General features: G+C 66.0%; 26 protein-coding genes and 1 tRNA gene. 9 read left to right on the forward strand and 18 right to left on the reverse strand.

The window, feature by feature from the left end:
• Window positions 1-13: 13 nt before the first annotated feature.
• The gene (locus ACQR13_RS02485; RefSeq protein ID WP_315716843.1) at window positions 14-289 is read left to right on the forward strand and encodes a metal-sensitive transcriptional regulator; all 276 of its coding nucleotides are present in this window, start codon (window positions 14-16) and stop codon (window positions 287-289) included.
• Window positions 290-301: 12 nt separating this feature from the next.
• On the opposite strand, the gene ACQR13_RS02490 is transcribed toward ACQR13_RS02485, so the two are convergent.
• Complete coding sequence (locus tag ACQR13_RS02490) at window positions 302-1,279, reverse strand: YiiX/YebB-like N1pC/P60 family cysteine hydrolase (protein ID WP_315716844.1); 978 nt, start codon at window positions 1,277-1,279, stop codon at window positions 302-304.
• A gap of 193 nt (window positions 1,280-1,472) precedes the next feature.
• On the opposite strand from ACQR13_RS02490, the gene ACQR13_RS02495 reads away from it, so the two are divergent.
• Complete coding sequence (locus ACQR13_RS02495) at window positions 1,473-2,885, forward strand: flavin monoamine oxidase family protein (protein ID WP_434862554.1); 1,413 nt, start codon at window positions 1,473-1,475, stop codon at window positions 2,883-2,885.
• Window positions 2,886-3,022: 137 nt separating this feature from the next.
• Here the strand turns inward: ACQR13_RS02495 and ACQR13_RS02500 are convergent, their stop codons facing one another.
• From ACQR13_RS02500 to rpmI, 7 genes are all read right to left on the reverse strand, one after another.
• Window positions 3,023-3,967, reverse strand: coding sequence for an MBL fold metallo-hydrolase (locus ACQR13_RS02500; protein WP_434862555.1), 945 nt, complete (start codon window positions 3,965-3,967; stop codon window positions 3,023-3,025).
• Between the two features lie 33 nt (window positions 3,968-4,000).
• Entirely contained in the window at window positions 4,001-4,777 is a 777-nt protein-coding gene (locus ACQR13_RS02505) for a sulfite exporter TauE/SafE family protein (protein WP_316173489.1), read from the reverse strand.
• Entirely contained in the window at window positions 4,774-7,182 is a 2,409-nt protein-coding gene (pheT, locus tag ACQR13_RS02510; protein ID WP_434862556.1) for a phenylalanine--tRNA ligase subunit beta, read from the reverse strand. Before pheT ends, ACQR13_RS02505 begins: the two co-directional genes overlap by 4 nt.
• Before the next feature lie 16 nt (window positions 7,183-7,198).
• Window positions 7,199-7,618 (reverse strand): endonuclease domain-containing protein, encoded by a 420-nt coding sequence (locus ACQR13_RS02515; protein WP_315716850.1) that lies wholly within the window; start codon window positions 7,616-7,618, stop codon window positions 7,199-7,201.
• A 92-nt stretch (window positions 7,619-7,710) separates the two neighbouring features.
• Window positions 7,711-8,793, reverse strand: a complete 1,083-nt coding sequence (pheS, locus tag ACQR13_RS02520) for a phenylalanine--tRNA ligase subunit alpha (protein WP_434862557.1) — start codon at window positions 8,791-8,793, stop codon at window positions 7,711-7,713.
• 143 nt (window positions 8,794-8,936) lie between these two features.
• Window positions 8,937-9,296, reverse strand: a complete 360-nt coding sequence (gene rplT, locus ACQR13_RS02525) for a 50S ribosomal protein L20 (RefSeq protein WP_012040570.1) — start codon at window positions 9,294-9,296, stop codon at window positions 8,937-8,939.
• Between the two features lie 76 nt (window positions 9,297-9,372).
• A complete protein-coding gene (gene rpmI, locus ACQR13_RS02530; RefSeq protein WP_008539890.1) occupies window positions 9,373-9,573 on the reverse strand; it encodes a 50S ribosomal protein L35 in 201 nt (66 codons plus the stop codon).
• A gap of 261 nt (window positions 9,574-9,834) precedes the next feature.
• On the opposite strand from rpmI, the gene ACQR13_RS02535 reads away from it, so the two are divergent.
• On the forward strand, window positions 9,835-10,215 hold the full coding sequence (locus tag ACQR13_RS02535; RefSeq protein ID WP_434862558.1) for a hypothetical protein: 381 nt from the start codon (window positions 9,835-9,837) through the stop codon (window positions 10,213-10,215).
• A gap of 93 nt (window positions 10,216-10,308) precedes the next feature.
• Here ACQR13_RS02535 and infC read toward each other — a convergent pair whose 3' ends face one another.
• Window positions 10,309-10,848: a translation initiation factor IF-3 gene (gene infC, locus ACQR13_RS02540; RefSeq protein WP_315716960.1), complete on the reverse strand. Its 540-nt coding sequence runs from the start codon at window positions 10,846-10,848 to the stop codon at window positions 10,309-10,311.
• A gap of 327 nt (window positions 10,849-11,175) precedes the next feature.
• Between infC and ACQR13_RS02545 the strand changes: the two genes are divergently transcribed.
• Window positions 11,176-11,961 carry an alpha/beta hydrolase gene (locus ACQR13_RS02545; protein WP_434862559.1) on the forward strand — a complete coding sequence of 262 codons (786 nt, stop codon included), beginning with the start codon at window positions 11,176-11,178 and terminating at the stop codon, window positions 11,959-11,961.
• An 11-nt stretch (window positions 11,962-11,972) separates the two neighbouring features.
• Here the strand turns inward: ACQR13_RS02545 and queG are convergent, their stop codons facing one another.
• Together queG and ACQR13_RS02555 are read right to left on the reverse strand one after the other, a co-directional pair.
• Window positions 11,973-13,157, reverse strand: a complete 1,185-nt coding sequence (gene queG / locus ACQR13_RS02550) for a tRNA epoxyqueuosine(34) reductase QueG (RefSeq protein WP_434862688.1) — start codon at window positions 13,155-13,157, stop codon at window positions 11,973-11,975.
• Window positions 13,106-13,798 carry a glutathione S-transferase family protein gene (locus ACQR13_RS02555; RefSeq protein ID WP_315716854.1) on the reverse strand — a complete coding sequence of 231 codons (693 nt, stop codon included), beginning with the start codon at window positions 13,796-13,798 and terminating at the stop codon, window positions 13,106-13,108. Before ACQR13_RS02555 ends, queG begins: the two co-directional genes overlap by 52 nt.
• A 357-nt stretch (window positions 13,799-14,155) precedes the next feature.
• Here ACQR13_RS02555 and ACQR13_RS02560 point away from each other — a divergent pair, with 357 nt between their 5' ends.
• On the forward strand, window positions 14,156-14,962 hold the full coding sequence (locus ACQR13_RS02560) for an undecaprenyl-diphosphate phosphatase (RefSeq protein ID WP_434842480.1): 807 nt from the start codon (window positions 14,156-14,158) through the stop codon (window positions 14,960-14,962).
• A 124-nt stretch (window positions 14,963-15,086) separates the two neighbouring features.
• On the opposite strand, the gene ACQR13_RS02565 is transcribed toward ACQR13_RS02560, so the two are convergent.
• Window positions 15,087-16,055 (reverse strand): complex I NDUFA9 subunit family protein, encoded by a 969-nt coding sequence (locus tag ACQR13_RS02565; protein WP_316173498.1) that lies wholly within the window; start codon window positions 16,053-16,055, stop codon window positions 15,087-15,089.
• Window positions 16,056-16,277: 222 nt separating this feature from the next.
• On the opposite strand from ACQR13_RS02565, the gene ACQR13_RS02570 reads away from it, so the two are divergent.
• Window positions 16,278-16,364, forward strand: a tRNA-Leu gene (locus ACQR13_RS02570).
• Window positions 16,365-17,697: 1,333 nt separating this feature from the next.
• On the opposite strand, the gene ACQR13_RS02575 is transcribed toward ACQR13_RS02570, so the two are convergent.
• The 6 genes from ACQR13_RS02575 to ACQR13_RS02600 all read right to left on the reverse strand — a co-directional run bounded on the left by ACQR13_RS02575 (window position 17,698) and on the right by ACQR13_RS02600 (window position 22,225).
• Window positions 17,698-18,582: an NAD(P)-dependent oxidoreductase gene (locus ACQR13_RS02575; protein ID WP_315750478.1), complete on the reverse strand. Its 885-nt coding sequence runs from the start codon at window positions 18,580-18,582 to the stop codon at window positions 17,698-17,700.
• A 31-nt stretch (window positions 18,583-18,613) separates the two neighbouring features.
• Complete coding sequence (locus ACQR13_RS02580; protein ID WP_315750477.1) at window positions 18,614-18,772, reverse strand: hypothetical protein; 159 nt, start codon at window positions 18,770-18,772, stop codon at window positions 18,614-18,616.
• Window positions 18,759-19,187, reverse strand: coding sequence for a hypothetical protein (locus ACQR13_RS02585; RefSeq protein WP_315750476.1), 429 nt, complete (start codon window positions 19,185-19,187; stop codon window positions 18,759-18,761). The genes ACQR13_RS02580 and ACQR13_RS02585 overlap by 14 nt, the downstream gene beginning before the upstream one ends.
• A gap of 127 nt (window positions 19,188-19,314) precedes the next feature.
• Complete coding sequence (locus ACQR13_RS02590) at window positions 19,315-20,607, reverse strand: TRAP transporter large permease (RefSeq protein WP_315716864.1); 1,293 nt, start codon at window positions 20,605-20,607, stop codon at window positions 19,315-19,317.
• Complete coding sequence (locus ACQR13_RS02595; RefSeq protein WP_315716865.1) at window positions 20,598-21,143, reverse strand: TRAP transporter small permease; 546 nt, start codon at window positions 21,141-21,143, stop codon at window positions 20,598-20,600. The genes ACQR13_RS02590 and ACQR13_RS02595 overlap by 10 nt, the downstream gene beginning before the upstream one ends.
• Before the next feature lie 110 nt (window positions 21,144-21,253).
• The gene (locus ACQR13_RS02600) at window positions 21,254-22,225 is read right to left on the reverse strand and encodes a TRAP transporter substrate-binding protein (protein WP_434862560.1); all 972 of its coding nucleotides are present in this window, start codon (window positions 22,223-22,225) and stop codon (window positions 21,254-21,256) included.
• Window positions 22,226-22,704: 479 nt separating this feature from the next.
• Here ACQR13_RS02600 and ACQR13_RS02605 point away from each other — a divergent pair, with 479 nt between their 5' ends.
• The 3 genes from ACQR13_RS02605 to ACQR13_RS02615 all read left to right on the forward strand — a co-directional run bounded on the left by ACQR13_RS02605 (window position 22,705) and on the right by ACQR13_RS02615 (window position 24,879).
• The gene (locus ACQR13_RS02605) at window positions 22,705-23,319 is read left to right on the forward strand and encodes a ribonuclease D (protein ID WP_315716867.1); all 615 of its coding nucleotides are present in this window, start codon (window positions 22,705-22,707) and stop codon (window positions 23,317-23,319) included.
• Window positions 23,320-23,480: 161 nt separating this feature from the next.
• Window positions 23,481-24,182 carry an LPS export ABC transporter periplasmic protein LptC gene (lptC, locus tag ACQR13_RS02610; RefSeq protein WP_315716868.1) on the forward strand — a complete coding sequence of 234 codons (702 nt, stop codon included), beginning with the start codon at window positions 23,481-23,483 and terminating at the stop codon, window positions 24,180-24,182.
• Window positions 24,183-24,186: 4 nt separating this feature from the next.
• Complete coding sequence (locus ACQR13_RS02615) at window positions 24,187-24,879, forward strand: LptA/OstA family protein (RefSeq protein WP_315825671.1); 693 nt, start codon at window positions 24,187-24,189, stop codon at window positions 24,877-24,879.
• Window positions 24,880-25,002: the final 123 nt, after the last annotated feature.

Here is a 25,002-nt window from a genome sequence, read left to right on the forward strand (position 1 = left end):
GTATATAGGCTCCATGCGCGAGGACATCAAGACATCCTGTCAGAAACGTTTGAGTCGGATCGAAGGGCAGGTCAGGGGCCTGTCGAAAATGGTCGAGGACAACCGCTACTGCATCGACATCGTCACCCAGATCTCCGCTGTGCGGGCGGCGTTGCGCCGGGTCGAGGAGGAGATCTTGCGCGACCACGTCGCCCATTGCGTCGAGCACGCCATCGCGTCGGGCGACAAGGCCGATCAACGGCAGAAGATCGCGGAGTTGATGGATGTGATCGGCCGGTCGGATCGCTGAGGTCAGCCCAGGTCAGACCGCCACCTTGTTGCGGCGTCGTGCGGTCGGACGTGGCGCGACGTTTCGTACCGGCTCGGCGACGAGAAAATGCTCGTTGACCACGAGCCGTTCGCCGAGCTTCGCAACTATTTCCTCAGCCGCAGCCTGCTGCGTCGCCTCTTCGTCAGCCGTCTCAGGAACGAGCGGCGGCGCTGTGATGGCTCCTGGAAACACGGCGAACTCGCCCGCTACCTCCGCGAGCGGCTTCTGCTTGTCGGCCCAATGCAGGGTCGTGTAGTCGAATCCATTGACGATGGTCGGCTTGACGATCTCGAAATAGGGCGAGATGTCGAAGTCGCGCGGCATGTAGAGCGAGGAATCACGGATGTGCAGGATCTCGCGCTTGGCGCGCCGCGATGGCGCCCGCGTGATCTTGGGCAGGATCGGGTAGCGCACCGCATCGAAGGCCTGCGCGATCAGCGCCGAGCAGATCATCTTGGTCGGATCGCCCGAGCCCAGCGCGATCATGCGCCGCCGCCAGCGTTGCGGAATCGGCATCGGGATCAGATAGCGCATCAGGTCGATGATGTTCTTGGTGTCGTAACCGAAGCCGATGCGATTGATGGCGTAGCGGCACACCGTGTGCCGGTCCTCATACGTCAGACCGACCGGACGGCACACACGGGTGTGATAGGCGAAATATTTCGACAGCGGCGCCGAGATCACGCCGTCGCCGACATAGGCCTCGACCAGCACGTGCGGCTCCCCGTCGGGCTCGACGGCGCCATCGATCGGTCCGACATAGAGCGCGGCATGCGACCAGGTCGACTGCGTGAGGTATTTGATGATGCCGGAGATGCGGCTGTTGCCCTCGACGAGCAGCACGTCGCCGGGCTGGACGTCCTTGCGCAGATAGTCCGGATCGCTCGGCGTGAACGGCTCATAGCCGGGGATCTCCTTCTGGAGATAGGCGGCAATCAGCTTGCCGATCTGATCGAGCACGATACCCATAACGCTCCCCGGGCGACCTTGGCCGGTCGCCGGCTTTTTTCCCTTCTTCCATGATGGTCGATTGCGGTTGCAATTTGGTTCATAGTCGACGCGTTCTGCACGGTATCACGTTTACCATCCCGGTTGCCGCAGCGCGGCAGATGCGGCAAATTCGACGGTATTCGTTTGGTTCAAAGCTTTCGGAAACCATGTCATGAATGTCACGCGCCGCGGCTTCCTCTCCGCTTCCGCGGCGCTGGCCGTGCTGCCCATCGACGGCCGCGCTGCGCAGGCGGCTGTTCCACGAGAGGCTGACATTGTCGTGATCGGGGCGGGTGCGGCGGGAATCGCCGCGGCCCGCCGCATCGTCGCGGCCAATCGCAAGGTCGTGGTGCTGGAGGCCGCGCCACAGCTCGGCGGCCGTTGCCGCACGGATGCAGCCACCTTCGGCGTGCCGTTCGATCGCGGCGCCCGCTGGTTGCTCAACGCCGACGGCAATCCCATCAGCAGGCTCGCGCGCGGTCTCGGACTCGATCTCGTCGCGGCTCCCGTCGGGCAGAAGATCCGCGTCGGCCGGCGCAATGCGCGGCCCGGCGAGACCGAGCAGTTCCTGGCGGGGCTGGTGCGCGCCAATCGCGCCATCGACGAGGCGGCGCGCGGCAAGCTCGACACCTCCTGCGCCGCGGCGCTGCCGAAAGATCTGGGCGACTGGACCAGCACCACCGCGTTCGTGCTCGGCGCCAGCGCGACCGGGAAGGATCTCGCCGATCTCTCCGCGATGGACAAGGCGCGTGCGCAGGATCGCAGCGCGCCGCTGGCCTGCCGCCAGGGGCTGGGCACGTTCATCGCCAGGCTCGGCGAATCGTTGCCGTTGTCGCTGTCGACTCCAGCAACGCGCGTCGTGTGGGCCAACCGCGACGTCGCGGTGGAAACGCCGGCGGGACGAATCGCGGCGCGCGCCGTCATCCTCACGGTGTCGACCAACGTGCTGACATCAGGCGCCATCAAGTTCGCGCCCGAGCTGCCCAAGCGGCAGCTCGACGCCGCCGCGAAGCTCAACCTCGGCAGCTATGATCACATTGCGCTGATGCTGGCGGGCAATCCGCTCGGCCTGTCGCGGGACGAGGTCATCATCGAGCAGAGCAATTCCAGTCGCACAGGTCTGCTGCTTGCCAATATCGGCGGATCGTCGCTTTGTACCGTCGATGTTGCCGGCGCCTTCGGCCGCGAACTATCAGCGCAGGGCGAGGCGGCGATGGTCGACTTCGCCAGGGAGTGGATAGGCAAGCTGTTTGGAAGCGAGGCCGCCGCAGCGGTGAAGTCGTCCGCAGCGACGCGCTGGAACCTGGCGCCGGGCGTGCTCGGCGCGATGTCGGCGGCCACGCCCGGCAGCCAGGGCGCCCGCAAAATATTGGGCGAGCCCTTGGGTCCGCTGTTTCTTGCGGGAGAGGCCACGCACGAAGCGCTGTGGGGCACGGTCGACGGCGCCTGGGACTCCGGCGAGCGCGCCGCGGAAGCCGCGCTGCGCCGGATCGGCGCGATCAAGGACGCCGAACCGGAGCCGAGCAGTGAGCGGCAACGACCGCGCCGTCGTGGCAAGGTGCGCTCGGCCTCGCCGGAGGATTGACCGTCGATCCGCAAGCTCATCAGCAAGAGGGTGGGCACGGCGCAACTGCGATCTCAAGCGTGAATGGCACGGCTGCGCCTTTGCCCACCCTACGGCTGATGCAGGCGAGTTGCCGATTGAAGCACGCCCAGCCTTGGCTACACCGGCAGCTTCAATTCCATCAGGTCTTTCGCGACCACGATGCGGCCCGTGTAGTTCTTCTTCACGTCCCGCGTCCAGTCCTCGTCCGTCACTTCGGGATCATCACCGGGCACGAAGTGGCTGAGCACCAGCACCTTCACGCCAGCAGCCGCGGCGATGCGTCCGACGTCTTCCGTGGTCGTGTGACTGTCGAGCAGGTGCTTCTTCAGTGTCGAGCCGTTCTTCGTCTTGGCGACCAGCCGATCGACCGCGGGCACATAGAGGCATTCATGCACGAGCACGTCGGCGCCCTTGGCAAACTCTGCAAGCTTCGGGTTATAGGCCGTGTCGCTCGAGAACACGATCGTGCCCTCGGGCGTCTCGAACTTGTACGCGAAGTTGTCGGTGATCGGCGGATGTGGCGTGCGGAACGCGGTCACCGTCACGTCCGCCGTCTTCAGCACGACGCCGTCCGCGTCGATATCCTTCGCGACCAGGAGTGGCCGCGGATCTGGCCGGCCTTCGTCCGCGATGCGGGTTTCGACGTCGAACTTGTTGGTTTCCCAGAAGCTCCTGGTCATCGCCTCCAGGCCCTTCGGTCCGAACGACTGGATCGGCGTCGACAATCCTGCGGCCCAGGCGTTGTAGAACAGATTGCCGTATTCGAGATTGTGATCGGAATGGTGATGGCTGATCAGGATGTACTTGATCGATGGGATCGGAACCCCAGCGCTGACGAGCTGACGGCTGACGCCCATGCCGCAATCGATCACGAACGGCGTGCCGTTGACGACGACGAGATTGGCCGGATTCGAAGCGCCGACGCCGACGCGCGGGCCGCCCTTGGTGCCGAGGAAGACCATCCGCGTGCCGGTCTTCGCGCCTTGCGCGAACGCCGCGGGCGCCGCGATGGCGCCGGCCGTTCCCAGCGCGAGCTTGAGCATTGTTCGCCGATGGATCACGGTGGCCTCCCTGTCTGCTTCGTTGCTGGAAGGCTAACCTCGCCCGAGCACGCCGTCGAGGGCCGGCAGGCCGGCGATCACGGCGATTGCGATCAGCGCATAGCAGATGGCGCGGAACACCTGCTCGCTGGCGCGACCGAACAGCGACGCGCCGAACGCGACACCAAGCGCGTAGACCGGCCCGATCAGCAGCGAGAGCTTCAGCGAATCCCAGGTGATCAGCCCGCTCATTGCGTAGCTCACCATCGCGAAGAAGTCCGATGCGCCGAAGAACAGCACGATGTTCGCCCGTGCGATCTTTGGCGGGATCGGGCGTCCCAGCCAGTAGCCGACGATCGGCGGGCCCCCGGTCTGCGCCAGTCCGCTGCAGAATCCGGAGATGCAGCCGACAGCGACCGAGAGCGCGGTGTACTCCCTGCCGCGATAGCGCCAGCCGGACAGCAGCAGCGCAAGCAGCGCGATCACGAAACCGGTGATGATCCAGCGGACGGTGACCGGGTCCAGCCGGCTGAGGAAATAGGTGCCCACGGGCACGCCGACCAACGCACCCGCGACGATCACCGCGGTGGCCTTGCGGTCGGCCTCGCGCCAGGCCGGCGCCACCATCGGGGCCATCGAGACGAAGTCGATCACGAGCAGGAGGGGCGCAACGAGACGGGGCGTCGCAAAACTGCTCGCCAGCGGCATGAAGATCAGCGCCGCGCCGAAGCCGGAGAAGCCGCGCGCGGTTGCGGCAATGAAGGCGACGATCGCCAGCGCGATCGTCGCGAACAGGCTGAGATCGGCAGGGATGAGCCCGGAGAGGCTCATCCGCGCAACGTGCCGCCGGTCTTCTTGGCCACGTCGGCCGTGATCTTCGCCGCGATGGCGTCGATCTCCTCGTCAGTCATCGTCTTGTCGCGTGGCTGCAAGGTCACCGCGATCGCGACAGACTTCTTGCCGTCCTCGATGCCCTTGCCCTCGTAGACGTCGAACACGGTGACATCGGTGATCAGCTTCTTGTCGACGCCCTGCGCGGCGCGGACGATGTCGCCGGCCTTGACCTTGCGATCGACGATGAAGGCGAAGTCGCGCGACACCGGCTGGAATGCCGAGAGCTCCAGCACCGGCTTGGCGCGCGTTGGCTTCGCCTTGGCCGCCGGAATGCGATCCAGGATCACCTCGAAGGCGATGAGCGGCCCGTCCGCCTTCAGCGCCTCCAGCGTGCGCGGATGCAGCTCGCCGAAATGCCCGAGCACGTTCTGGGGGCCCATCTGGATCGTGCCGGAGCGCCCCGGATGCATCCAGGCCGGCCCGCCGGCGACGATCTGCAGCGACGCCATCGGCGCGCCGGCCGCCGCGAGCACCGCGAGCGCATCGGCCTTGGCGTCGTAGGCACTGGCCGGCTGCGATCCGGTCCAGTGCCGGCCGAGTCCCTTCGCCGGCGCGATGCCGCGGCGGATGCCGCTCGCGGCCACGAACTGATCCGTCGGGCCATCGCCCTTGAAGACCTGCCCGACCTCGAAGATCGCCGCATCGCCGAAGCCGCGATCGGCATTGGCCTGCACCGTCGCGGTCAGGCCCGGCAACAGGCTTGGGCGCATGTCCGAGAGATCGGCCGCGATCGGATTGGCGAGCGCGAGCTCGGCCTTGCCGCCGCCGAACAATTCGGCGGCCGGCTTGGAGATGAATGACCACGTCACGGCTTCGACCATGCCGCGCGCGGCCAGCGCGCGCTTGGCGCGCCGCGTGCGCAATTGCAGTGGCGTCAGCACCGGCTTGCGCGGGGCGTCGCCGCGCTCGAACGGCGTCATCGGCACCTTGTCGACGCCGACGATGCGCACGACTTCCTCGACGATATCGGCCTTGCCGTGCACGTCGCTGCGCCAGGACGGCACCGCGACCTTCACGACGGGGCCGTTGCCGGCGACCACGAAGCCGAGATGCGTCAGGATCCGCCGCATCTCGGTCAGCGGCACCTCGATGCCCGCCAGCCGCTTCACCTCGGTCAACGGGAAGTCGACGATGCGGTCATCGCCGAACGGATTGCCGACGACGACAGTCTCCGATGGCGTGCCGCCGCACAGGTCGAGCACGAGCTTGGTCGCCATCTCCAGGCCCGGCACCATGAAGGCCGGATCGACGCCGCGCTCGAAGCGGTAGCGCGCGTCGGAATTGATGCCGAGCTTGCGGCCGGTCTGGGCGATGTTGATCTCGTTCCACAGCGCCGATTCGATCAGCACGTCGGTGGTGCCTTCATCGCAGCCCGAAGCCTCGCCGCCCATGATGCCGGCGAGCGATTCGACACCGGCGTCATCGGCGATGACGCACATCGCATTGTCGAGCGTGTAGGTGCGGCCATCCAGCGCCAGCAAGCTTTCGCCATCGCGCGCGCGGCGGACGACCAGATTGCCCTTGACCTTCTTGGCGTCGAACACGTGCAGCGGGCGGGCGCGGTCGAAGGTCATGTAGTTGGTGATGTCGACCAGCGCGTTGATCGGACGCAGTCCGATCGAGGTCAGGCGCTGCTGCAGCCATTTCGGCGATGGTCCGTTCTTGACGCCGCGCACCAGCCGCAGCGCGAAACCGGGACATAGCTTCTCGTCTTCGACCTTGACCTTCACGGGGCAAGGGAATTCGCCTCTGATCGGCTTGATGCCGGGATCTTTCAGCTTGCCCATGTCGGCGGCGGCGAGGTCGCGGGCGATGCCGTGCACGCCGGTGCAGTCCTGGCGGTTGGGCGTCAGGTTGATCTCGAATTGGGGATCGCCGAGCCCGGCCCATTCGGCGTAGGGGGTGCCGATCGGCGCATCCGCCGGCAGCTCCATGATGCCGTCGTGATCGTCGGAGATCTGCAGCTCGGCCGCCGAGCACAGCATGCCGCGGCTCTCGACGCCGCGGATCGTGCCGACCGACAGCGTGATGTTCTTGCCGGGGATGTAGGTGCCCGGCGGCGAGAACACCGACACCAGTCCCGCGCGCGCATTCGGCGCGCCGCACACCACCTGCACCGGCGCGCCACCGTCGCCGGTGTCGACCATGCAGACCCGCAGCCGGTCCGCATTCGGATGCTGCTCGGCGGAGACGACGCGCGCGATTTTGTACGGCGCGAGCAGCTTCGCCTTGTCCTCGAGATGCTCGACCTCGAGGCCGATCATCGTGAGCTTGTTGGCGAGCGTCTCGACCGACTCGTCGGTGTCGAGATGGTCCTTCAGCCAGGACAGCGTGAATTTCATGGCTCTTTCCGCTGATTCAGTCCCGTTCCCTCCCCCGCTTGCGGGGGAGGGTCAGGGTGGGGGCTCTCGCCGCAATGGCAGCGGCAATGGTTTCAAGAACGCCGGCGCGATTGGCCAGGACGTCGTTATTGGCAAAGCGCAGGATGTGAAATCCTTTGGCTTCGATCGCAGCTGAGCGTGAAGCGTCGCGCTGTTCGCCTTCAGTTGAGAAGTGCTGTCCGCCATCGAGCTCGATGACGAGACGTGCGGTGTGGCAGACGAAGTCGACGATGTAGCGGTCGATCGGGACCTGACGGCGAAAGCCCGCGCCGAGCAGGCGATGGCCGCGCAGCTCGGACCATAATATTCTCTCGGCATCCGTCGAGTTTTGGCGGAGGGCGCGCGCATTCGTTCGAAGCTTCGGCGAGACTGTCCAGATGGGCTTCTCGTCGTCCATCGACACCTCCTGCGCGGAGAGACCCCCACCCCAGCCCTCCCCCGCAAGCGGGAGAGGGAGTTCGAGCGTTTGCTGAGAGAGGGCGAGGCTCATCACGAACTCAGCCCTCCGGCCAAGGTCGGGACCTCCAGCGGCTTGAAGCCGTAGTGCGACAGCCAGCGGACGTCGCCCTCGAACAGTTGGCGCAGGTCGCTCATGCCGTATTTCAGCATCGCGATGCGGTCGATGCCCATGCCCCAGGCAAAGCCCTGGTATTCGTCGGGATCGATGCCGCAGGCGCGCAGCACGTTCGGGTGCACCATGCCGCAGCCGAGAATCTCCAGCCAGTCCTCGCCCTCGCCGAAGCGGATCTCGCCCTTGTCGCGGCGGCACTGGATGTCGACCTCGAGCGACGGCTCGGTGAACGGGAAGAACGACGGCCGGAATTTCATGTTGATGTGGTCGACCTCGAAGAACGCCTTGCAGAACTCATGCAGGATCCATTTGAGGTGACCGAGATGCGAGCCCTTGTCGATGACGAGGCCCTCGACCTGGTGGAATTGCGGCGTGTGGGTCGCGTCCGAATCGATGCGATAGGTGCGGCCCGGGCAGATCACGCGGATCGGTGGCTTCTGGCTGAGCATGGTCCGCACCTGTACCGGCGAGGTGTGGGTTCGCAGCAGCATGCGCGAGCCGTCCGGCTTCGGATTGAAGAAGAACGTGTCGTGCATCTCCCGCGCCGGATGGCCTTCCGGGAAGTTCAGCTTGGTGAAGTTGTAGTCGTCGGTCTCGACATCGGGACCTTCCGCGATCGAGAAGCCCATATCGGCGAAGATCGTGGTCAGCTCGTCCATCACCTGGCTGAGCGGATGGATGCGGCCGGTCTCGGCCGGCGAATCCTGCAGCGGCAGGGTGACGTCGATGGTCTCGGCGGCGAGACGGGCGTCGAGCGCGGCGGCCTTGAGGACGTCGCGCCGCGCGGCCAGCGCCTGCGTGACCTTGTCCTTGGCGAAGTTGATCGCCGCGCCCTGGGTCTTGCGTTCGTCCGGCGACATCTTGCCGAGCGTCGCCAGCAGCGCCGAGATCGAGCCCTTCTTGCCGAGCGCCGAGACGCGGACGGCTTCCAGCGCGGCCTCATCGCCGGCGGCGGCGATCTGGTCGAGGATCGAGGTTTCGAGCGTAGCGAGGTCGGACACGGTCAAAATCTCCGCGGGACAAAAGGCGGCTGGGTTGTCGCCGCGCGGGCGACACGGGTCAAGCGAAAGCAGGCATGTTGCCGGATAGCAAAAAGCGGCCGAGAGCATCGGCCGCTTTTGAAATCCTCACGATGCGGAGGCGATCAGGCGGCGAGCGCCGCCTTGGCCTTCTCAACGATCGCCTGGAACGCGGCGGGCTCGTTGATCGCGAGATCCGACAGCACCTTGCGGTCGACGGTGATGCCGGACTTCGACAGGCCGTCGATAAATCGGCTGTAGGTGAGCTCGAACGGACGCACGGCGGCGTTCAGGCGCTGGATCCAGAGCGCGCGGAAGGTGCGCTTCTTGCGCTTGCGATCGCGGAACGCATACTGGCCGGCCTTCTCGACGGCCTGCTTGGCGGTACGGATCGTGTTCTTGCGGCGGCCGTAATAGCCCTTGGCGGCCTTGAAGACTTTCTTGTGCTTGGCGTGGGCGGTCACACCGCGTTTGACGCGAGACATGCCGGAAATCCTTGGATTCAGAGATGACGATCAGCCGCGGCTTTGAGGCGGCCAGGGTTCGGAAGCGAGAGGCCGGTCAGGCGTTCGGCAAGAAGTACTTCTTGACGTTGTCGCCGTCGGTCTTGAACAGCACGCGGGTGCCGCGCAGCTGCCGGATCTGCTTCTTCGTCCGCTTGATCATGCCGTGGCGCTTGCCGCGCTGGGCGTGCATCACTTTGCCGGTGGCAGTCACCTTGAAGCGCTTTTTGGCGCCGGATTTGGTCTTCAGCTTGGGCATTTGGCTCTCCTTGATGCCAACGGCAAGCCGCCCGCAAAAGCGGCGCCATCCGGCGAAAATGCTCGTTAGAGCGTTGGTTGTGCTCAGGTTTCGGGTCCAAACGAGGACCCACCCGCACAGAAACATCGCCACGGCAGCCCTTGATCAGCCGGGCGACGAAGGCCGCGCTTATGCCAGAGACAAAGCCCGTTGGCAACGTCGAACCACGGAATCAGCTATTCCGACCCATGATCAGCCGACCATGACAGTCGAGGATCGACCATGACCCGCCTCATTCGCCGCGCCATCTCCGCCGCCTTCACGACCGCGCTGCTGACGGGCCTCGCGGGCCTGACGGCAAGGCCCGCGTACGCTGCCGGCTTCGATGGCGCCTGGACCGTGCTCATCATCACCGAGGCCGGCAGTTGCGACCAGGGCTACAGCTTCCCGATCCGGATCAGCGGCGGCCGGGTCCTCTCGAACAGCACCGCCAACATTACCGGCTCGGTTGGCCGCGGCGGCGCCGTCACCGTGCGGGTATCCCAGGGTGGCGCCTCGGCCAGCGGCACCGGCCGGCTTGGCGCCACGTCCGGCGTCGGTCGCTGGAGCGGAAAAGGCTCGTCCGGGACCTGCAGGGGGCGGTGGCAGGCGACGCGGTCCTGACCCGGGCCCGCAAGAGCGGCCCTGACGGACGCCCCAAGAGAAAAGCCCGCCAAACGCGTGGCGGGCCCGGCTTCAGGTGTCGGCGTGCTGGACCTAGCGCGGCGCCAGAACCATGACCACCTGACGTCCCTCGAACCTGGCGTCCTGCTCGACCTTGGCGAACGCCGCCACGTCGGACTTCACCTTGTCGAGCAGCTTGGTGCCGATCTCCTGGTGCGCCATTTCGCGGCCGCGATAGCGCAGCGTGATCTTGACCTTGTCGCCCTCTTCGAAGAACCGCTGCATCGCGCGCATCTTCACGTCGTAGTCGTGGTCGTCGATCATTGGGCGGAGCTTGATCTCCTTGATCTCGACGACCTTCTGCTTCTTGCGGGCCTCGGCGGCCTTCTTCTGCGCCGAATATTTGTACTTCCCGTAGTCCATGATCTTACAGACGGGAGGCGAGTTGTTCGGCGAAATCTCGACCAGATCCATGCCGGCATCAGCGGCCATCTTGATCGCGACAACGGTCTCGACGACACCACGGTTGGTGCCTTCGGCATCGATCAGCTGGATCTGCGCATTGCGAATCTCATCATTGGTACGCGGCCCGTCTTTGACGGCAGCGGGCGGGGCTCGATTGGGGCGGCGAATGGGTAGTGCTCCAAGGTTGTGGAAGAAGGCGGCTAGTTTGAAGGAAGATGCTTTCGCGGGCAAGGTCGCAACGGTCCGGTGCGTCGAAATTCCGCCCGGTCGTCGCGGCTCCTGCGTCGCATGCGCGAGACTTGCGCGTCGATGCATTCCCCCAAGGAAGCCACACGGCCGAGAAATGCGATCAAACTCGCGCTTTTTCGGGCCCTCGTGGTTCCGCCGGGGGACATAGAGTGCGCGGCGCGCTTTCGCAAGCGGCCGCGTCGGGCCGCGCCGATTGACGGAAACGGCCGGTTCGCCCACACAACACCCGACAGCGAGTAACGATCCATGAACCCTGCTGCAGAAAATGCCGATCCGCCCGTCTTCGTCACCGTCGGCGCGGGCGAATCGTCGCGCCGGATCGCGGTGCGGGCGCGGCCAGGCCGTCCGCCCGGGCTGTTCTGGCTCGGTGGCTTCAATTCCGACATGAAAGGCACCAAGGCCCTGGCCCTCGACGCCTGGGCCGCCGAGCGCGGCCGCGCCTGCGTCCGCTTCGACTATTCCGGGCACGGCGAATCCGGCGGACGCTTCGTCGACGGCACCATCAGCCGCTGGCTCGAGGAGAGCGTCGCGGTGTTCCGGCAATTCTGCCGCGGACCCCAGGTCGTGATCGGTTCCTCGATGGGCGGCTGGATGGCGCTGCTGCTGGCGCGCGAGCTGCTCAAGGAGCCGGCCGAAGCAACGCTGGCGGGCCTGGTCCTGATCGCCCCGGCGCCCGATTTCACCGAGGAGCTGATGTGGAAGGGCTTTGCGCCGGCGGTCCGGACCGAGATCGAGGCCAACGGCGTCTGGATGCGTCCGTCGGAGTACGGCGAGCCCTATCCCATCACCAGGGCGTTGATCGAGGACGGGCGCAACCATCTGCTGCTCGGCGGTGCCATCAAGGTCGGCTGCCCGGTGCGCATCCTGCAGGGCGCGCAGGACCGCGACGTCCCCTGGCAGCATGCGTTCGCACTGACCCACCGCCTGCCGGCCGAAGACGTGGTGCTGACCATGATCCAGGACGGGGACCACCGGCTGTCGCGTCCGCAGGACATCACGCGCATGCTGGCCGCCGTCGGCGAGATGGGCTGACGCGGCCCGCTTCAGCATCGCGCCTGCCATTCCGCGCGGACGCTCTCGTCGGTCTCTGACGTCAGCGCGGCCTCCGCACGTCGCGCGTAAGCAGCCTCGTCGAGCAGCCCAGCGAGCGCCCAGGCGGCGGCACCGCGCACCAGCGGACTCGGATCGGCGGCCAGCCGCTCGGCTGACGACGTCAGCGCCGCATCGCCGGAGTTGCCGATCGCGATCAGCACGTTGCGCAGGAAGCGGTCGCGGCCGATGCGCTTGATCGGCGATTTCGCGAACAGTGCGCGGAACGCGGCATCGTCGAGCGCCGCCAGCTCCGCCAGCGAAGGCGCGCGCAACGCGTCGCGCGCCGCCAGCTTCGCCTCGCGTCCCGCCTGCGCGAACTTGTTCCAGGGGCAGGCGGCGAGGCAGTCGTCGCAGCCATAGATGCGGTTGCCCAGCGCCTTGCGGAACTCGCGCGGGATCGGCCCCTTGTTCTCGATCGTCAGATACGAGATGCAGCGCCGCGCATCGAGGCTGTAGGGGGCCGGGAACGCCGCGGTCGGGCAGCTGTCGAGGCAGGCCCGGCACGAGCCGCAATGATCGCGCTCCGGCGCGTCCGCCGGCAGCGCCAGCGTGGTGTAGATGGCGCCGAGGAACAGCCAGGAGCCGAAGTCGCGCGACACCAGGTTGGTGTGCTTGCCCTGCCAGCCGAGCCCGGCCGCTTCGGCCAGCGGCTTCTCCATCACGGCCGCGGTGTCGACGAACACCTTCACATCACAACCGGCCTGCGCGACCAGCCAGCGGGCGAGCGCCTTGAGGTTCTTCTTAATGACGTCGTGATAGTCGTCGCCGCGGGCATAGACCGAAATCGCAGCATTGCTGCGCCGGGACAGGACCGCGCGCGGGTCCTCGTCGGGGCCGTAATTGACGCCGAGCATGATGATGCTGCGGACCTCGCGCCACAGCGTGGTGGGATCGGTGCGGCGGGACGGCTCGCGCGCCAGCCAGTCCATGTCGCCGTGCTGGCCGGCGGCGAGGAAGCGTTCGAACGCAGCGGCCCGTTCGGCGCTCATGACCGGAGCGGTGATACCGACGACATCGAAGCCCAGCCGTTGCGCCTCGGCGGCCAGCGCCGCCTTCAACGTCTCCGGCGCGGGCCTAGCGGCGCTCAGAAGTCCAGATCCACATAGGTGCGCGACGCCGGCACGCCCGCCAGCCAGTCGGAGAGCAGCGGCCGGAACGACGGCCGCGACTTCACCCGCGCGTACCACGCCTTCGCGGCGTCGTCCTCGATCCATGGCACGTCGCCCAGATAGTCGATCGCCGACAGATGCGCGGCGGCGGCGAGGTCGGCATAGGTCAGGCGGTCGCCGGCCAGGAAATTGCGCCGCTGCGCCAGCCAGCCGATATAGGCGAGATGATAGCGCACATTGGTCTTGGCGGCGCGAATCACGTCGGTCGACGGCGGCCCGCCGCCATCCTCCTCGCTCATGAAGCGCTTGTAGATGCGCTCGGTGACCAGCAGGTTCGAGGCCTCCTCGAAGAACTTGGTGTTGAACCAGTCCATCAGTCGGCGCACCTCGATGCGCTCGGCCGCCGAGGCCGGCATCAGCCGGCGATCACCCATCTCGGGCCCGCAGGTCTCGTCGATGAATTCGGCGATCACGCCGACACCGGGCACCGGCGGCAGGCCTTCGACCGACAGCACCGGCGTGGTGGCCGCGGGGTTGAGCACGAGAAACGCCTCGCGGCGCTCCCAGGCGCGTTCCTCCACCAGGCGCAGATCGAGCCCGTATTCGCCGAGCACCAGCCGGACGAAGCGTGAATGCGGGCAGAAGGGATGGTGGTAGAGCGTGTACATGGAGCCTTTCGACGATTCCGCGGCTACGGCGCTTAACGAACAATCAACCATCGGTTCGCACCGACGCCTCGTCCCGATACCGGCGCGCGGGTGCGCTCGCGAATCGGACCATTAGCGCATGGTCGGCGAAAGTGTAAGCAGTAGGGCGACGGGCGGTCATGCGGGAAGCGACGCTTTCGGGAACAGCGATCAGCGCGCCCGATCCGCCGTCCGGCATTGCCCCGTTCTGATTCGCATGGCCGATCACACGCCGGTTCATTCATCGGATGTGGCTGGTTCGAGCGCTTTTTGCAATTGCGGGCGCGGGCCGAATAGGCGAGAAGGGCGGCGTTTTGCCGGCCATCCAGGATCCGATCAATGATGTCAGATACGCTGCGGGCGGTGCTTCTCGGCATCGTCGAGGGCGTCACCGAGTTTCTTCCCGTATCCTCGACGGGCCATCTGCTGCTCGCCGAGCGCTTTTTCGGGCTCGGCGACGAGGGGTTCTGGAAGAGCTTTGCGATCCTGATCCAGCTCGGCGCCATCCTCGCCATCGTTGCGCTGTACTTCTTCAAGCTGTACCGCGTCGCGATCGGCGCGCTGACGAACCCTGACGACCGCCGCTTCATCATCGGCGTGCTGATCGCCTTCCTGCCCGCGGTCATCATCGGCCTCATCGCCGGCAAGTACATCAAGGCGCTCCTGTTCGATCCCTGGGTCGTGTGCTTCTCGCTGATCGTCGGCGGCGCCATCCTGCTGTGGGTCGATCAGATCGATTTCAAGCCGCGAGAGCACGACGCCACGCGCTATCCGCTCATGATGTATCTGTGGATCGGCGTCGCGCAGTGCACGGCGATGATCCCCGGCGTGTCGCGCTCCGGCGCCACCATCGTGGCGGCGATGCTGCTCGGCGGCGACAAGCGCTCGGCCGCGGAGTTCTCCTTCTTCCTGGCGATCCCGACCATGGTCGGCGCCTTCGTCTACGACTTCTACAAGAGCCGCGCCGAGATGACGGCGGACCATCTCGGTCTGATCGCGATCGGCTTCGTCGTCTCCTTCATCACCGCGATGATCGTGGTGAAGGCTTTCCTCGGCTACGTCACCCGCCACGGCTTCGTGCTGTTCGCCTGGTGGCGCGTCATCGTCGGCACCCTCGGCTTGATCGCGCTGGCGCTGGGGAAGTGAGCTGAGCCCCAGCTCCATCCACCGTCATTGCGAGCGTAAGCGAAGCAATCCAGTGTGGTGTCCGGGACTCTGGATTGCTTCGTCGCTTCGCTCCTCGCAATGACGAGGACCAGCAGTCGTGGCCTCACGCGTTCTTGCGCTGGAACTGGCCGGACGGACGGAAGCGCCACAGATATTGCGGGGCGATCGCCTCGAGTGAATCCGGCGTGATGCCGAGGCCCTGCAAGGTCAGCCCGGCCGCCTTTGCCGCCTCCGACACCACGTTGTCGTGGCGCAAGAGCTCGACCTGGTCCGGCGTCAGCTTCAGCGGGCCCGGCGCGAACTGCAGGATTGCGGCCTGCAGTTTGGCGAGCCCGAACGGCAGCGGCAGCAGCGCGCGGTCGCGGTCGGTGATGTCGAGGATGATTTTCAGGATTTCCCGGAAGCTCAGCACCTCGGGCCCGCCGAGCTCGTAGGTCGCGCCCGGCTGCGCCTTGCCGTCGACCGCATCGGCCACCGCGGTGGCGACGTCGCCGACATAGACCGGCTGCATCTTCGTCTCGCCGCCGCCGATCAGCGGCAGGAACGGCGAGATCCGCGCGAGCCCCGCAAAGCGGTTGGTGAACTGGTCCTCGGGGCCGAACACGACCGAGGGGCGCATGATCACGGCCTCGGGCACCGCGGCCAGCACGGCGGCCTCGCCGGCCGCCTTGGCGCGGGCATAGCTCGACGCCGACTCTGCGTCGGCGCCGATCGCCGAGACGTGCACCATGCGGGCGCCAGCGGCGGCCGCCGCCTTGGCGACGGTGGCGGCGCCCTCGGCCTGTACGGCCTCGAAGGTCTGCGCGCCGCTCTCGGTCAGGACGCCGACGAGGTTGATCGCGACATGGCTGTCACGCAGCGCCGATGCGACCGAGTCGGGATAGCGCAGATTGGCCTGTACGGCGTGGATCTGGCCGACCCGGCCGAGCGGCTGCAGGTGGCCGGCGAGCTCCGGCCGGCGCACCGCGACGCGGATGCGGTAGTCGCGCTTGGCCAGCGCCCGGACCACGTTGCGCCCGACGAAGCCGGAGCCGCCGAAGACGGTAACCAATGTGTCCAGATTCGATGCCATGGAATGAGTCCTGGGATTGCCGGGCGGTCGGTCCGCCCCGGACGAGATAGCTGTCAGCGGCGATTCGCACCCCGCGGCCCGCCATCCTGGGCCGCTGTATAGCCCATCGCCCGCACCGCGGAAAAGGGAGCCGTGTTTTTGCGCATGGGGTGAGAAAAATTGTCATCTTGGGCGTTCAGCGGTTTGACAAGCGCCCGTTCGATCCGTACACAGCGCCCCCATGCCCAGGTGGCGGAATTGGTAGACGCGCTGGCTTCAGGTGCCAGTGGCTTAACGGCCGTGAAGGTTCGAGTCCTTTCCTGGGCACCATTTTTGGTGGTGACCTCCCCCGCACAGAACTCTGTGACAGACGACGGCGCTGATGCGCCTCGCGATCTGATTGGGTGGCATCGATTTAGCTGATGTCTTCGCGACATCAGCGACACGCTCGTCCCCGAGCCAGCCGATAATCCTCCTTTCAACGCCCGTGATGTAGCCGCTGCTGCCGGCTGCGAGCCTCCACCCTCCCCTGGAGGGGGAGGGTCGATCGCACGCGAAGCGGGCGAGCGGGGTGGGGCGATCTCTCCACGCACGCCAGCGCCAGAGGAGAGATCACCCCACCCCGCCTCACGTTTCGCTTCGCTCTCCGTGAGGCGACCCTCCCCCTCCAGGGGAGGGTGGGCACCGCCTTCGTGTTGAGTGATCACCATGACCGCCGTGGTCTTTCTCGTTTAGGGCAAGACCTATCAGCCTCGCGGCGCGCTTTGCGCCCGAGCCATGCCGATCGTCTCGCCCTCGAAATCATGAGGGCGCAGGGAGAGCCGGGTGCCGACCGCACCCATGGCCCGCCAGCGAAGGAAAATGCTGGCGGCAGGAACCACAGGTACGCGCCGGATCATCCGGCCCTCCCTGCGCGATTGGTTTTAACGGCTGCTTCGCGTTCTCCCTGGTGCGCCGGGCTTGGTGGCCACCATCCCCACGCGAAGCGAAAGCTTCGTCATGAGTTGATATCAGCGTCGGGATATCAGGACCGCGCGACTTGACCGTGCGTGCATCCTTGTTCGTCCGCGCGAACTGATCACGCTGCAACGACACACGCCCATCGCATCCCACTGCCAACGTCTCGTGACGGTCGCGACACGCCCCTCATGCGGCAGCAGGGACGCGCGGAAATGTGCAGGTGATTTGCCCGACGGCGCAAGGGAGAATGTTGCGACAGACTGGCACGACGGGCGATTTGCGCATGACAGGCATGCCATCTCCACCGTGATTGCGAACGAAGCAATCCAGAGCCACGGGTGTCGCCCGGGATCGCTTCGTCGCTTCGCTCCTCACAATGATGGTGGTGAGCACTACGCCCCGAGCTGGCTTAGGAGCAACCTCACCAATCAACTTGCATTGGCGCACAGGATTAGCACGTGAGTTCGGCGCAGAGCTTTCGCTTCACCGCCGGTGTCGTCCCCACGAACGCGGGGACCCATACCGCGCAGGCGGTACGTTCCGCGCGACTCGTCGCAGCCGGTGACCATGTGTCTCGGATCGGCGCCCGCCGACGCGTTGCGTCGGCGAGCTTATCGGCGACGACAGAGGATGCCGTTGTCAGCTGGCCGTCACAGGCGCAGTTCGCCCGTCCAGGGGAGGCCGACAAAGCCCGATGGGCGGGTCATGCCGTGCGTGATGCCGCGATCACGCGCGCCAGCACCGGCCAATACAGATCGCCATAGCCCGCCTCGATCGCCTCTCCGAGTCGCCTGTCGGCAAGCTCCGCGCCCGGCAGGTCGATCTGCACGGACCTGGCGAGATCGAGAGCATAGCCGATGTCCTTGCGCGCATATTCGGTCGAGAACGCGCGCTCCGGATATGTGTCGGGCAGCATCGCCTTCATGCCGTGGTTGCGCAGCGCGAAGCTGTCGGCCGAGCCTTTGGCCAGGGTCTCGAACAGCAGCGTGGCATCAAGGCCAGCGCGCTTGGCAGTCTCCAGCGCTTCGCCGAGCGCCACCACGGTCTGCATCAGCACCATGTTGTTGAGGATCTTCACGACCTGGCCGGCGCCCACGCCGCCGCAATGGGTGATGTCAGTCGCAAACATCGCAATCAGCGGCCGCAGCTTTTCGAACGTTGCCGCGTCGGCCCCCACCATCACGCTCAGCGTGCCGTCCTCGGCCGCCTGCCGGGTGCGGGCGATCGGCGCATCCGCGTAGGCGGCCCCCTCGGCCGCGAAACGCTCGGCGAGCTCCCGGCTGGCCTGCACCGGCGAGGTGCCGAGGTCCACGATGGTGTGACGCGCCTCGACGTGGCGGAGCAAGCCGTCGTCGCCGTCGCATACGGCTTGGACATGCTTGCCGCTCGGCAACGCCATGAAGATCACGTCGGTCTGGCGCGCCAGCTCCGCGAGCGACACGGCACGCTTGACGCCGACGGCGGCGAGGCGCTGCAGCGGCGCGTCCGCACGATCGAAGCCGAGCACCGGGACGCCTGACTTGAGGGCTAGGTTGCGGCACATCGGCTCGCCCATGACGCCTAACCCGATAAATCCGATCGCCCCCATTGCAAGTTCCTCTTCATTCGGACCTGCCTGTTCAATCGACCATGGCGCCGCGCTGCAGGTTGGCCCAGTCCCGTTCCGGATAGTCGTCTGAATAGTCGCAGGTGTCGATCGAGCAGACGATCCTACCGCTCATGCCGGTGACACGGATCTCGTCGCCGAGCCTGGCGATCTGACCGTCAGGGGAGCGCATCTGGTTCGTCCTTGCGCTCGGGACCGGGTGGGTTGCGAAAAGGATACACGGTGATGCCGATAGCCGCGCCGAGCGTTGCGATCCGCAGCAGCAGGTCGGCGGGGATGGTGGTGTCGAGCGCGGGGAAGTCGCGGCCGCCTTCGAAGCCATAGGAGAACGTGCGCGACGTGCAGCTGTCCCACAGCTCCCTCGGGGTCTGGGGCAGCGATTCGATCAGCGTAAGGAATTGCTCGGTGGATGTGGTCGGATGCGGGGATCCTGTATCGTTGATCTCCAGCACCAGCAGAAACTCCTGCTCATGCTCCTCATGATGCAGGACATGCGCGTTCTGATGCAGATGCGCGATCAGCGGCGAGAAGTCGGACTTCGACTTCAGGACGAGATCGAGATTCAGGAAATGCGAGAGTGCGGCCATGCTCGCTCGCGCGGGTTGCTGCGGACGACGGGTGTCGAAGCTCCGCGAGCGCTAGCGGCAAGTCGGGACCGAACGCATCGGGATGCGGCCAAGGTTCGCCGGCCGAAGCCGGCGAACCTTCAGACCGCTATCCCTTATACCCCATCAGCAGCCGCGGCAGCCACAGCGAGAACGCCGGCACGTAGGTCACGAACATCAAAGCGGCGATCAGGGCGGCGTAGAACGGCAGGATGGTGCGCATGACGGCGCCGACCGAGATGCCGCCGATGGCGCAGCCGACGAACTGCGTGGTGCCGACCGGCGGGGTGTTGAGGCCCAGCGCGCAGTTGATCAGCATCAGCATGCCGAACTGCACCGGATCCATGCCCGCCTTCATCGCGATCGGCAGGAAGATCGGGGTGCAGATCAGGATGGTCGCCGCCATGTCCATGAACGTGCCGAGCAGGAACAGGATGACGTTGATCAGCAGGAAGATCATCCAGGGCTGCGTCGACACCTTGCTCATCAGGTCGCCGGCGAAATCGGCGACCTCGTACAATCCCATCAGGTACTGGAACATGGTGGAGACGCCGATCAGCAGCAGCACCACGCCGGTCGTCTTGACCGCCTTGGCGGCGGCCCGCAGGAAGTTCTGCAAGGTCATCGTGCGGTAGATGAAGAACGTCAGCAGGATCGTGTAGGTGACGGCGACGGCCGCGGACTCGGTGGCCGTGAACACGCCGGACAGGATGCCCGCCAGGATGATGCCGACGATCAAGAGGCCGGGCAGCGCCGCGGCGAACGAGCGGAACACCTCCGCCCAGCCGGGAAACTTGCCCGCGGGATAGCCGCGCTTCACGGCGACCGCGTAGGCGGCGACCAGCATGCAGACCATCAGCACGAGCGCCGGCAGAAGACCGGCGGCGATCAGCGCGCCGATCGACACCTTGCCGCCGGCGGCGAGCGCATAGATGATCATGTTGTGGCTGGTCGGCATCAACGCGCCGACCAGCGAGGCGTGGGTGGTGACGTTGACGGCGTAGTCGGTGTCGAACCCTTCCTTCTTCATCATCGGGATCATCACCGCGCCCATCGCCGACACGTCGGCCACGGGAGAGCCGGAGACGCCGCCGAACAGCGTGCAGGCGACGACGTTCGACATGCCGAGCCCGCCGCGGATGTGACCGACGAGATTCTTGGCGAGCTGCACGATCTTGTCCGCGACGCCGCCATGCAGCATCAGCTCGCCGCTGAAGACGAAGAACGGGATGGCGAGGAACGAGAAGATGTTCATCCCCGACATCATCTGCTGGAAGATGACGGCAACCGGCAGGCCTTCATAGAGGATGGTGCAGATCGCCGAGAGGCCGATCGCAAACGCAACGGGAACGCCGAGGACCAGGAAGCCGAAGAAGGTGACGCCGAGAATAATCAGTTCCATGAGGGGACGACCTCTTCGCCGCGCAAGAGAGCAATGATGTGCTCGATGGAAAACATGACGATCAGGATTCCCGAAGCGATCAGCGGCACGTAGCGGACGACTTCGGGCAGGCCGAGATTGGCGATCTTCACGGTGCCCACGGAGGCGCCGAGGATCCAGCCGTTGTAGGCCATCGCGACGCCGAACATCGCGACCAGCACGTGGATGACGAGCTCGATCTTTTCACGCATATGATCCGGCAGCATCACGAGGAGGCTGTCCATGCCGATATGGCCGGCGTCGCGAACGCCGACGGCGGCGCCGATCAGCGTGACATAGAGGATCAGGACCAGCGCCAGGTTCTCGGTCCAGGTCGGGCTGGAGTTGAGAACGTAGCGTCCGAACACCTGGTAGAAGACGATGGTGACGATGACGAGCAGGCCGGCGACGGACAGATACATGCCGACGCGCGCGATGACGGCGTTGATCCGCGAGAGCAGGCCGGTCGACGGACGTCCCTCCTGCTGCTCGTGGTCTCCGACATGTGGATCTGTCATTCCCGTCCCTCCCCTGGCTTTCCTGCGGCGCCGCCTGATGGCGACGCCGGACCGTATGATTGTTGTTCTTGGTAGATGTCTTTGAAGTCGCGATTTTTGCGTCGCTACTCTTATTTGGTGTCCTGGATGCGCTTGACGAGGCTCGAGAGCTTCTCGTCGCCAGCGAACTTCTGGTACACCGGCTTCATCGCGTCGACGAATTCCTGCTTGTTGGCGATCGTCACGACCTGGACGCCAGCGGCCTCGACGGTCTTGCGGGAGGTCTGCTCGCGCTCGTCCCAGAGCTTGCGCATGACCGGCACGGATTCCTTTGCCGCCTTGCGGATCATCGCCTGATCCTCTTTGCTCAGCGTGTCCCAGACCTTCTTGGACATCACGAGGACTTCGGGCGCCAGCGAGTGCTCGGTGACGTTGTAGAACTTGGCGGCCTCGAAGTGGCGCGAGGATTCGTAGGACGGCCAGTTGTTCTCGGCGGCGTCGACGAGGCCGGTCTTGAGCGCGGTGTAGACCTCGCCATAGGGCATCGGGGTCGGGTTGGCGCCGAGGCTCTGGATCATGCCGACCCAGAGGTCGGACTGCTGGACGCGGATCTTCAGGCCCTTGAGGTCGGCGAGCGACTTCACCGGCGCCTTGACCGTGTAGATCGAGCGCGCGCCGCTGTCATAATAAGCGAGGCCGATCAGGCCGGCGGGCTCCATGGCCGCCAGGATCTCGTCGCCGATCGGCCCGTCCAGGACGTTGCGCATGTGCTGCGTGTCGCGGAACACGAAGGGCAGGCACAGCGCGACGGTCTCCGGCACGAAATTGTTGAGCGGCGAGGAGTTGATCCGCATCATGTCGAGCGCGCCGATCTTGAGCTGCTCGATCGTGTCCTTCTCGGAGCCGAGGGCGCCGTTCGGAAACACCTTGACGCCGAGCTTGCCGCCGCTCGCGGCAGCGAGCTGCTTGCCCATGAACTTGACGGCTTCAACGGTCGGATAATCGGCGGGGTGCACGTCGGCGGAGCGGAAATCGCGCGCGGTCGCCAGCGGCGACGAGACCGCCAGCACAGCGGCCGCAATGATACCTGTAAGTGCCTTCATCTTGGCTTCCTCCTCAGTTGATTATGTCGTTGTTGGGCAGATGCTGCAGACCGCCTTGGGTCGCTGCGCTCCAGATGCGAAGTCCTGCGACAATATCACGCGTAGGGCCAGTGGCTATTTCTGTCCAAGCCAAAGGCGGCATCGATCAATGCAAGAGTTGCATCGATCGATCGGGTGCGATCTGGCGCGATGCAACCAGCGGGTCGACCGCCCTCAATGACGACGGCGCCGCCTCGAACGGCCGCGGAGACACTGCCGGCGCCGCCTCAGATGCGATCACTTGAGATGCGATCACCTGGCCCTGTCCGGCCCTTGCGCCCGGGCGGCGGGGCTGGCATTCCCACGGCTGATCTCCGGACCGGCCCGGCGCGTTTGCCGGTTGGTTACCAGCGCCGGGCTACAGCCGGTTCCCGAGCGCTTCCCGCGGCGTTGCTCCGGCCCGTCGCGTCCGATTTCGATTCGACGAGGTTTTGAGAGCCATGACCGTACGCCTGCACCGCGGCGACCTGCCTGATCTTTCCCGCTATACCTCGTCGGTCGCGATCGACACCGAGACGATGGGGCTCAATCCGCACCGCGACCGGCTGTGCGTGGTGCAGCTGTCGCCCGGCGACGGCTCGGCCGACGTGGTGCAGATTCCCAAGGGGCACACCGACGCGCCGAACCTGAAGGCGCTGCTCGGCAACCCGGACATCACCAAAATCTTCCACTTCGCGCGCTTCGATGTCGCGGCGCTGTTTCACGCGTTCGGGGTGATGCCGCAGCCGGTCTATTGCACCAAGATCGCCTCGCGGCTGGCGCGCACCTATACCGACCGCCATGGCCTGAAGGATCTCGTGCGCGAGCTGCTCAACGTCGATCTCTCCAAGCAGCAGCAGTCGAGCGACTGGGGCGCCGAGCAGCTCAGCGAGCCGCAGCTCGCTTATGCCGCCTCCGACGTGCTGCATCTGCATGCGCTGCGCGAAAAGCTCGACGGGATGCTGGCGCGCGAAGGGCGGCTGGCGCTGGCGCAGGCCTGTTTCGCGTTCCTGCCCCACCGCGCGACGCTCGATCTGGGCGGATTCGAGGCCGAGGACATCTTCGCGCATTCCTGAAGCCGGCGAATCGCGGGCGCGTTCACGATCATTAATGTCTCGTAATGATCGCAAGCCGCCCCGCGTCGCGATTTCGCGCCAGTTCCAGGCTGCAATGGTGAAGGCGTCCATGGTAGGATGGGCGCTGTTTCGCGCGCCTCCCCGTGTCCGTCGGAGCCCTGGTGAACTCGGTCCACAACCCCGCCTATGATCCCACCCTGCAGGCGCGCTTCGCGGTCGCGGCGCGCCACAGCCGCTTCGTGCGCGTGCTGCGGGTCGCGGTGCCGGCGGCGGTGGGACTGGCGATGGCGGTCGTGATCGGCATCGCGCTGTTCAATCCGTTCCACATGGAGATCAACACCCCGAATCTCACCGGCAACCTCGTCATCTCCGGCCGCAAGATCACGATGGAGACGCCGCATCTCACCGGCTTCACGCCGGACCAGCGGCCGTATGATCTCGTCGCCCGGAGCGCGGTGCAGGACCTCACCGATCCCGATCACGTCGAGCTCAACATCCTCCGCGCCAAGGTGCTGATGGAGGATCAGTCGACGGTGACGTTGAAGGCGAATACCGGCGTGTTCGACACCAAGCAGCAGCAGCTCGAGCTGACGAAGGATATCCTGCTGACGACGTCGACGGGCTACGAGGCGCGGCTGAGCCGGGCCTCGGTCGACATGGCCAAGGGCACCGTGAGCTCGGACGAGCGCGTCGACGTCAAGCTCACCAACGGCACGCTCTCCGCCGACCGCCTGCGCATCACCGACAATGGCGAGGTCATCCGCTTCGAGGGCAATGTGATGATGAACCTCGACAACATGAATGCCGCTCCGGCCACGACGGCGAGCGCCGATCCCGGCCGTCCGGCCCGCAACGTGAAGTGACCTCATGACCACGTGCCGTTTCATTCCCGTAGCGATTCGCGGCGCCGGCTTCGCCGCGCTGGCGTTGCTCGCGCTTGCCGACTCATCGCAGGCGCAGAGCGCGACCACCGGCGTGCCCAACGCGCTGCAGGGGTTCTCGCAGAATCGCGACCAGCCGATCCAGATCGAGGCCGCCGCGCTCGAGATGCGCGACAAGAAGAAGGAGGCGACCTTCACCGGCAACGTCAAGGTCGTGCAGGGCGACACCACCATGACCTCGAAGTCGCTGGTGGTGTTCTACGACGGCGGCGCCCAGCCGGGCGGCGCCAAGGCGACCAAGGCCACGCCGGCGGCGACGCCTGGGCCGGACGGCAGCTCGGCGATCCGCCGTCTCGAGGCGCGCGGCGACGTCAAGGTGACCCAGAAGGACCAGGTCGTGACCGGCGAGACCGCGGTCTACGACACCAAGACCAACATGATCTCGATGCAGGGCGGCGTGGTGCTGACCCAGTGCAAGAACGTGATGCGCGGCGACCGGCTGACGGTGGACATGACCACCGGCGTGTCGCGCGTCGAATCCGACAGCGGGCGCGGCGTCCAGGTGCTGCTGCCGCAGGCGGGCGCGGGCGCCGGCGCCGGCGGCGGCTGCGGTTCGTCGACGGCCTCGGCTCCGGGCAGCGCCGCGCCGCTGCAGCTCGGTCCAGGCAAATCGAAGTGACTTCAATTATTTAGCAAAACGCCGGCGGCCCAGTTGAACCGCGCCGTTGCTGCCTCTATCTAGCGAGCGGGCGGTTCTGTCGCAGGGCCGATGCAACGGGAGGCCGTGGAACCCGTTGCGTGG

The sequence above is a fragment of the Bradyrhizobium sp. HKCCYLRH3059 genome, assembly GCF_051168035.1.
Lineage (GTDB): Bacteria > Pseudomonadota > Alphaproteobacteria > Rhizobiales > Xanthobacteraceae > Bradyrhizobium.